The sequence below is a fragment of the Streptomyces sp. NPDC041108 genome (assembly GCF_055592645.1).
The window spans coordinates 76,217-85,835 of the sequence record NZ_JBVIYK010000024.1; the positions used below are offsets into that span (position 1 = coordinate 76,217).

General features: G+C 69.5%; 4 protein-coding genes. 2 read left to right on the top strand and 2 right to left on the bottom strand.

The genetic code is table 11. From position 1 onward, the window contains the following. Nucleotides 1–28: 28 nt before the first annotated feature. Nucleotides 29–3,814: a laminin G domain-containing protein gene (locus ACZ6BB_RS38555; RefSeq protein ID WP_471619769.1), complete on the bottom strand. Its 3,786-nt coding sequence runs from the start codon at nucleotides 3,812–3,814 to the stop codon at nucleotides 29–31. Between the two features lie 537 nt (nucleotides 3,815–4,351). Then, nucleotides 4,352–6,988 (bottom strand): glycosyltransferase family 1 protein, encoded by a 2,637-nt coding sequence (locus ACZ6BB_RS38560; protein ID WP_471619770.1) that lies wholly within the window; start codon nucleotides 6,986–6,988, stop codon nucleotides 4,352–4,354. A gap of 352 nt (nucleotides 6,989–7,340) precedes the next feature. On the opposite strand from ACZ6BB_RS38560, the gene ACZ6BB_RS38565 reads away from it, so the two are divergent. Together ACZ6BB_RS38565 and ACZ6BB_RS38570 are read left to right on the top strand one after the other, a co-directional pair. Further along, a complete protein-coding gene (locus ACZ6BB_RS38565; RefSeq protein ID WP_471619771.1) occupies nucleotides 7,341–8,567 on the top strand; it encodes a S8 family peptidase in 1,227 nt (408 codons plus the stop codon). Nucleotides 8,568–8,794: 227 nt separating this feature from the next. Further along, a partial coding sequence (locus ACZ6BB_RS38570) for a maltotransferase domain-containing protein (RefSeq protein ID WP_471619772.1) occupies nucleotides 8,795–9,619 on the top strand: 825 nt, incomplete at its 3' end.

A 9,619-nucleotide genomic window follows, 5' to 3' on the forward strand; every position in this document is an offset into this window, starting at 1 on the left:
GAGGCGCTTCGCGCCATGCCTGCGCGATTTACGTGGACGGCTCAGCGATCTGGCTCTTTACCTGCTCCTTCGGCATGGCGCCCGACCACACCCGGAACTTCGCCAAGTCGCCTGGCAGGTAGCCACCGGTGGTGCCGTTGGCCGTACCTCTACCGACCGAGAGCGGACCCGAACCCTGCTGAGCGGCTTCCAGGCCGTTGTCATCCTCGCTCTGCTGGGGGAACTGACCGACGTACAACCGAGTCACCCCGAAACCCTGCGAGCCATCAATGGCGCTGAAGGGTTGTGTGGCATCGAAGACTCCAGTCACATCGACCCACGTTCCAAACTCGTGGTCACCGACCGGCTCCTGGGCCACAGTTACGGCAGTGTCGACCACCTTCCCGGTGGAATCGACGGCCGTACGCCCGAATTTCCACAGGTAGACACCGCCCTCGACCTTCTCCACCCACACGGCCCAAGAGGACTCCTTGCCCACCGGAGTCGCCTGCGCCGCGATCACCCCCCGATAGCCGTCCGGCTTGGACTCCAACAGAGTCCTGTCGAGCCGCACGCGCGCGGACACGGTGAAGGATCCGGTCTCGTCGACCACCGGGCCCGTCCTCGACGCATAACCGGAAGTGCCGTTGAGCACGAGTGCCGTGGCGTCCTCGCCGGACAGCGCAGCACCGCCGGCCAAGGTCAGACCGCCGCGTCGGTACGGGAAGGAGGTGCTGGCCGGGTCATCGGAGTCCTCAGGGCTCTCGGACACCTGTGCACCAGACGAGATCGTGGCGTCCCAGTGGGCGACGAGCTCATTGGTCGGCACCCCTTCATTCCTGAGCTCCTGTTCCACCCGGATCTCCTCGTCAGGCAGGGCGTACTGCCACACCGCCACCTCGTCCACCCGGCCGCGGAAGTACTCGCCATACGCTCCGCCGACCTTCGAAACGCCCACCATGAGGTTTCGGTCCGCCGCCCAAGGCGTGTACGTCGAAGCCGCCTGCGACAGCACGATCGGCTCTCCCTGAGGTTTCCCATTCACGTAGAGCTGGATGGTGTCATTGGCCTTGTCGGCATCCTTCTTGGCGTCGAAGACCGCAGCCAGGTGCGTCCAGACCCGCAGCGGAGGATCGGCTTCGTCAGCCACCGAGCGCACATAGACCGGGGCGTCCTTGTCCTGGTCGGTCCGGTTGAAGACCCACTTCTTGAACGCGGACGAGTAGTAGAGGGTGAACGCCGAACCTCGGTCGCCGGGCGCGGACAGCACGGTCTTGTTCGCGGACCCGTCCGTCAGGTATGTCCACGCCGACACGGTGAAGGAGTCCTGGGTGTTGACGGCGGGCCCGTCGGTCGACGCGTATCCGGTCTGCTTGGCCGGGTCCGTGCTGTCGTTCAGCCAGAGCGAGTAGTCGCCCGCGCCACGACGGCCCATCGTCGACCAGCCAGTACCCGCCGTGTCGCGCAGTACGGCTTCATGGCGTGCGCCAGCCTCACCCGTGTCCTTGGCAACTGTCACACCGGAGCCCGGTTTGCCGTCGTCGAACCGCCAACGGCCCGTCGGGCCCTCGGGCAGGCCCACCTTGAGGTCGAACTCCGCGGGCGGTCCCCAGCGCACGCGTCCGTCCTTGTCGAGCTTGAGATCGCTGGCTTCCACCGACAAGGTCTGTATGCCGGAGAGACCGGGTGTGACGTCCTTCCGAGTCACCGGCGCGTTTGTGGTCGCGGCATTGACCTGCTTGGTCGCACTCGCGCCCGTGGAGAGGAAGCGCCAGCGGTAGGCCTTCACATCCTTGTCGGCCGCGTTCGGTCGGAAGGTGAAGGTTCCCGCGACACCGGGGGCGCCGTGCGGCGCGCAGGCATTGACCGTGCACTCGGTGTACGGCTGCCCGGACACGATGGTCGGCGCCTTGGGTGCGGTTGAGTCGATCCGCAGGTAGCACCAGGAGGAGTACGGAGAGAACAGGTCACCGGACCGGCCGTTGTAGCTCCAGTGGGACTGGGTACGGGCACGGAATCGATACAGACCTCCGTCTGCCCGGTTTGACGTGGGTATCGACAGAAAGTCGCCATCCGTGGCCCATCCTTCAGCCGGCCTGTACCCGCTCCACACCTGCGACCAAGTTCCCTTGGCCGTGTCATTGCTGGAACGCTGCATGGCGAACTCGGCCTGCAGGGCGGACGCCGTCTCGTCCGCGCCCGGCTGCACGAGGGTCTGCACCCTCGCGTGCACAGTGGGGGCAAGCACTGTCACCGTCAGCGGATCCGACGAGGGTCGGCAGGGACCGGTCTTGCTCCCGGTCCCGGGAATCGCGCCCACGGTGGTCGGTACCCCCGGCTTGTGCACGTACCAGACCTTGAGCTCGGCGTTGTTGTCGAACCGTTTCCAGGCACGCGGCTCGGTCTCGTCCTTGGCCCGCAGCATCAGCGTCAGCCGGGGGAACTTGCCCGCCGCGAAGGCACGTACGGTGGAGGTGAGATTCTCGTCCGCCTCACCGGGGTTGTCGTTGAACTCGACCCACTCGTTCGGCTGTTCAGGGCTGCACAGATCACCGCGGCCCGCCGAGACGTACTTGTCGCCCATCTGGTCGAGTTGTCTGGGGCCGGGCCAGCGCGTGCCTTCCGAGATGTTGTCGGTTCGCTCCAGGTCCACCCAGTACGGAGTGCAGTTGAAGGACCACGTCTCCTTCGCCTTGAACGTCGCGTCCAGCACATGCTTGCCCGCCAGCTTGCCGGGACCGAACTCGAAGTACATGCGGTCGGTGTAACCGGATCCGCAGGCGTACCCGTCCGCGACGCCGCAGCGCCCGACGCCCTTGGGCTCGGTGAACTTCCAGAACTTGTCCCCGTCCGACGACAGCTTCGTCCATTCGGAGACACCCAGCCCGACGGGCGGATCGATGAAGACCGGGTAGACCGTATCCCGGCCTCGGAGAAGCTCCAGATCCGGCTTCACGGAGACGGTGCCTTCGCCCACGGTCACCGGCAGTTCAGCGCTGGCATCCCCCTCTCCGGGATGGGAGAGATCCTCTCCAGTAGTCTCGGCCTCGGATCCATCCGCAGCAGCCCTGGACAGGAGTTGAGTTCGCGGTCCGGCCTCCGCGCCGGTGCCGGCCGAGTCCCACATCTGTCCCGCTGGTCCTCGGAACACGGCATTGCCGTCGGCGTCGACCGCCCGCAGGCCTCCGCCTTCTCCGGGCACGATACTCAGTCCGGAACCTGTGGCCGTGAGGCTGATCTTCTCCAACTCGGCGCTGTCAGCGGCTTCGGCGGACCTGACCACGAGCACCTCGCGGTACCCCTCGGCCGTCGCCGTCATCTGCAGGTCCACGCCCTCGACCGGCACATTGGCGTACGTTGCCGTGGCACCGTCCAGCGTGGGGGCGGGGAGGGATGTGGGCCAGCCCATCCTGAGCTCCTGGCCATCCCGCCCGAGGCGCACCAGACCCGACCCGTCGCCCCTGCCCGAGAACGCCACGTCCACGACGGCGGACTTCGGACCGACCGTCCCGTCGGGACGTTCTTCAAGCGTGACGTCGATGTCCTGCCAGGTGCCGTTCTCGTCTCTTGCTCGCTGAGGCTGCGTCGACTGGGTGAGGGTGAAGGTGCCATCAGGGTTCGCGACGGTCGTCGTGTACTCGGTCCGCTCGGACGGCACTTCGACGGATTCACCGGTCGCCGCGGCCCGCGCCGACGCCGACTGATCGGCCAGTTTCCTGTTTGAAGCGGCCGTAGCATCACCGGCGGTCGCAACCGAGACAACAGGCAACAGCGACAGCAACGTCGCCGCCGCTGCGATCCCGCCGACCACACGACGACAACGATCTATTCGCATATGAACATGGCGATGCCCCCGCCTCAACACCACGACCCCACCCCGTAGTCACACAAGTCACAGAACCTTCATAGGTCCCGCGAGCTAACGCCACCTCAGCTCTGGTCGTCAATGTGACCCGCATCACAACGCGAAGTGACAGAGGGCCCTGACCTGCGATGACAGTGGGCGAATGTCAGCCACCACCCCTATGCCCACTCATTCATGACATGACCACTCTACGTATGCGATTCAACGTTAAACATGCAAAACACGCCATCCCCACCATCCACGTCCGCAAAGACCACCGCGCAGTCGGCAGATCACCCATCCCCTTGGTGAACTCGGCAAGTTTCAGGCGCCGTCTCCACGCAGTGGGATGACTGGATGACAAGAACAGGCCAAGTAGCGGCAGTAGCGCTTGCCGAACTGTTACGCGTGGTGATCGGGCACGCATGGGTCGGATCACCGATCCGGTCAAGCGGCTCGTCCGAACCTGCGGATGGCAAACGCCCCGCACAGGTCATCCCCGTACGGGACGCGGCCACCAGCGCACCCCTACCGCAGCAGCACCCCCGCCCCCTCCCCCAGCTCCGCCGACGGCACCGTCATCAGGCCCAGTTCGGCGGTGGAGGCCAGCAGGCGGTGGGACGGGAGGATGCGGACCGTGTAGCCGAAGGAGCCGGTGCGGTCGAGGGACAGGGGGCCCTCGTAGACCCAGCGGCCCTCCTCGTCGGGGCCGTTCACCGGCTTCAGCGGGACGTACGTCGCGTCCGTGATGCGGTCGTCGGAGTCGACGCGGCCGGAGACCGCCTGGACCTCGACGTCGTCCGGGACCAGCTCACCGAGGCCCACCCGGACGCGCAGCACCAGCGTCGCGCCCAGCTCGGCCGCCGTGCCGGCGGGCGCCGCCGAGGTCTCCACATGGTCCACGCCCACCCGGTGCCAGGCCCCCCGCACCCGTGCCTTCCACGCGGACAGCTCACGGGCCGCGTCCGGGACCAGCGAGCGGTGGGCGCGGGCGGCCGGGGCGTACAGGCGCTCGACGTACTCCCGGACCATGCGGCCCGCCAGCACCTTCGGACCCAGGTGGGTCAGGGTCTCGCGGACCATCGCGATCCAGCGGTCGGGCAGACCGCCCTGCCCGCGCTCGTAGAAGCGCGGGGCGACCCGCTGCTCCAGCAGCTCGTACAGGGCCGCCGCCTCCACGTCGTCCCGGCGGTCCTGGTCCTCGTCCGTCGCCGTGCCGTCCGCCGTGGGGATCGCCCAGCCGAAGTCCGGCCGGAACCATTCGTCCCACCAGCCGTCCAGGACGGACAGATTGAGACAGCCGTTCAGCGCGGCCTTCATGCCGGACGTACCGCACGCCTCCAGCGGGCGCAGCGGGTTGTTCAGCCAGACGTCGCAGCCGGGGTACAGCTTCTGTGCCATCGCCATGCCGTAGTCGGGCAGGAACACGATCCGGTGGCGGACGCGCGGGTCGTCCGCGAACCGCACCAGTTCCTGGATCAGGCGTTTGCCGCCGTCGTCCGCCGGGTGCGCCTTGCCCGCGATCACGATCTGCACCGGCCGCTCCGGGTGGAGCAGCAGGTCCATCAGACGGTCCTGGTCGCGCAGCATCAGGGTCAGGCGCTTGTAGGAGGGGACGCGGCGGGCGAAACCGATGGTCAGGACGTCCGGGTCCAGGACGCCCTCGATCCAGCCGAGTTCGGCGGTGCCGGCGCCGCGCTGCCGCCAGGAGGCGTGCAGACGCTCGCGCACCTCGACGACGAGTTGTTCGCGCAGATCGCGGCGGAGCTCCCAGATGTCCTGGTCGGGGATGTCACCGACGGCGTCCCAGCGCTCCGAGCCGCCGACGCTCATGGCGTCCTCGGTCCGTTCGGCGCCGATCTGCCGGGCGCCGAGACGGAAGACCTCCGGGGCCACCCAGGTCGGGGCGTGCACGCCGTTGGTGACGGAGGTGATGGGCACCTCGTCCGGGTCGAAGCCCGGCCACAGCCCGGAGAACATCTGCCGGCTGACCTGTCCGTGCAGCAGGGAGACGCCGTTGGCGCGCTGGGCGAGCCGGAGCCCCATCACCGCCATGTTGAAGACGTTCGGGTCGCCGCCGGGGTACGTCTCCATGCCGAGCCCCAGGATGCGGCCGACGTCGATGCGCGGGAGTTCGGCGTCGGGGCCGAAGTGGCGGGCGACCAGCTCACGGTCGAAGCGGTCGATGCCGGCGGGGACGGGGGTGTGGGTGGTGAAGACCGTGCCGGAGCGGACCGCCTCCAGACCGGAGTCGAAGTCCAGCCCCTCGTCGCCGAGTTCGGCGATGCGTTCCAGGCCGAGGAAACCGGCGTGGCCCTCGTTGGTGTGGAAGACCTCGGGCCCGGCGTGGCCGGTGAGCCGGCAGTACGCGCGTACGGCCCGCACACCTCCTATGCCGAGCAGCATCTCCTGCAGAAGCCGGTGTTCGCTGCCGCCGCCGTACAGCCGGTCGGTCACGCCGCGTTCGCCGATGTCGTTGTCCTCGACGTCGGAGTCGAGCAGCAGCAGCGGCACCCGGCCCACCTGGGCCTGCCAGATCCGGGCGTGCAGCCGGCGGCCGCCGGGCAGCGCCAGGCCGACCTGGGCCGCCGAGCCGTCGGCCTCCTGGAGCGGCACCAGGGGCAGTTCGTGCGGGTCGAGCACCGGGTAGTGCTCCTGCTGCCAGCCGTCGCGGGACAGGGACTGCCGGAAGTAGCCGTGCCGGTAGAGCAGCCCGACGCCGATCAGCGGGACGCCGAGGTCGCTGGCGGACTTCAGATGGTCGCCGGCGAGGATGCCGAGGCCGCCGGAGTACTGCGGCAGCGCGGCCGTGATGCCGAACTCGGGCGAGAAGTAGGCGACGGCGGCCGGGAGTTCGGAGGTCTGCGCCTGGGCCTGGTACCAGCGGTCGCCGCCGACGTAGTCACGCAGGTCGTCGGCGGCGGTGGTCAGCCGGCGCAGGAAACGCCGGTCCTCGGCGAGTTCGGCGAGACGCCGGGTGGGGACGGAACCGAGGAGGCGCACGGGGTCGCCGCCGGACGAGGCCCAGCGCTCGGGGTCGACCGACTGGAAGAGGTCACGGGTCTCCGCGTGCCAGGACCAGCGCAGATTGCGCGCCAGTTCGCTGAGCGGATGCAGGGCTTGAGGGAGGACGGGTCGGACGGTGAATCTGCGGATGGCCTTCACAGAGGGTTCCACCTTCGCGCCAGGACGTACGGGCCGGGGGGACGCACTCCGCTGTGCGCCGTTCGTCACCCCCGACGGTAGCGGCGTGGGGGCCCGGTAACCACGGGGCGTCCCCCGGTATGCGATTACGGCGCATCCGTACCCCGGCCGCCCCGTCGGGCAGTCCCTTCCCGGGCGTTCAGTCCTGAATTCGCCGCACCGAACCGCGAGGCGGCGGCAATCGGCCGTACCCGCGCATGTACTCCACAGGGGATATGGCCGATTACCTCCCTCGGTGCGGCCTTGTGGCACTTCACGCCGCACGAGAGGCTGCCCCGTGGCGTCACCCGGTCCGAGGAGGGGGTTGGCACACATGCGTCACCCGGGAGAGGCAAGAGCGAGGCGTGCGCGCCGGGCGGGAGGGCTCACGGCGGTCATGACCGCCGCGGTGCTCGCGGCCGGCACCCTGCCCGCGTGGGCCGCCGCGGAGGGAGTCGTCCACGGAGCCGGCGATCCCGGTTCCGTCAACGGCAGTTACATCGTGACCCTCGGCGCGGGGATCCTGGCCACGTCGGCGGCCGGCAAGGGCGTAGCGGGGACGTACGGGGTGAGAATACGCCACATGTACGGCGCCGCCCTGAACGGCTACGCCGTGACGGCGGACGAGACCCGGGCCAGGCGCCTCGCGGCGGACTCCCGCGTGGCCTCCGTCGTCCAGGACACGAAGGTCACCTACGACCGCACCGGCGACGGCCGGCCACGGCCCGGCCCGCCCGCGTGGGGCCTGGACCGCCTCGACCAGCCGGACCTGCCGCTCGACAGGAGCTACACCTGGCCGCGGTCGGCGGGCAGGGGTGTCACCGTGTACGTGATCGACAGCGGCGTACGGGTGACGCACGAGGAGTTCGGCGGCCGGGCCGCCGACGGCTGGGACTTCGTCCAGAACGACCGGACCGCGCAGGACGGCAACGGCCACGGCACCCATGTCGCGGGCATCGTCGCCGGTACCACCCACGGCGTCGCCAAGAAGGCCCGGATCGTCTCCGTACGTGTGCTCGACGACGCGGGCGGCGGGACGACGTCCCAGGTCATCGCGGGTGTCGACTGGGTCACCCGGCACGCCGGGAAGCCTGCCGTGGCCAATATGAGCCTCGTCGGCCCCGCCAACGCCCAGCTCGACGCGGCCGTACGCAACTCCATCGCGTCCGGGGTCGCCTACACGGTCGCGGCGGGCAACGACGGCCTCGCCGCGAGCCGCTACTCACCCGCCCGTGTGAAGCAGGCGATCACCGTCGGCGCCACCGACAAGAAGGACGTCCGCGCCGGCTTCTCGAACTGGGGCCCGAGCCTGGACCTGTTCGCCCCGGGCGTGTCCGTCGCCTCCGCCTCCCACCGCAGCGACACCGGGACGGCCACCCACTCCGGTACCTCCATGGCCGCCCCGCACGCGGCGGGCGCGGCGGCCCTGTATCTGGCCGACCGTCCGAGGGCCTCACCGGCCGACGTGGCCGGGTTCCTGGTTGAGCGAGCGGTTTCGGGCAAGGTGAAGAAGAGGAAGGCGGGCTCCCCGAACAGGCTTCTGCAGGTCGACCGTTCGTAGGAGTCCGTAACACCGGAGGTGAAGGTCTCTTTACCGAGAGCGACTACAGTGACCGGCCTCGCCCCTTCGGACGAGGCCGGTCTTGTGTGTAGACATACGCGTGAGTAGTTAACAAAGTGCCGGAATGCCCACCCGCACCGTGTGGGAAGGCTCCACCGGTAGTCCCGCTGGCCCCACCTCCCCACACCCTTATCCGCCCACCCACGTTGACGCGGACAGGAGCGGTCATGCCCGCCACGCACCACTCGTCACCACCCCCGACGACCAGTACCTCCAGCGCCGCTCCGGAGAGCGCCGCCGCACGACCCGCACGCCGGGCGCGCAAGGGCTCGCCCGCGCCGGCTGCGCCACCCCCGAAGACTCCCGGGACTCTGGGCGCCCCCACCATCGGCCGGATACCGGTCGTCGACGTACGGCCGACCGTCCACCACGGCCGCCGTCCGGCCAAGGCCGTCGTGGGCGAGGCCTTCGAGATCTCGGCCGTCGTCATCAGGGAGGGCCACGACGCGGTCGCCGCCAACGTGGTGCTCAGGGATCCTGAGGGCCGCCCGGCCGACTGGGCCCCGATGCGCGAACTCGCCCCCGGCACGGACCGCTGGGGCGCCACCGTCTCCGTACCGAGCGAGGGTGTCTGGTCCTACGCCGTGGAGGGCTGGGGCGATCCGATCACCACCTGGCGCCATCACGCCCGCATCAAGATCCCGGCCGGTATCGACACCGAACTCGTCCTGGAGGAGGGCGCGCGTCTCCACGAGCGCGCCGCCGACGGCGTTCCCGAGGGCCGGAGCGGACGGGGCACCCTGCTCGCCGCCGTGGACGCGCTGCGGGACACCGCCAGGCCCGTGTCCTCCCGGCTGGCGGCGGCGTTGGCGCCGGAGGTTGACGAGGTCCTGGCCCGTCACCCCCTGCGGGAACTGGTCACCTCCTCCGAGCCGCTGCCCCTGCTGGTGGAACGCGAGCGGGCCCTGTTCGGCTCCTGGTACGAGTTCTTCCCCCGTTCCGAGGGCACCCCCGACCAGCCCCACGGAACCTTCCGCACCGCCGCCCGCCGC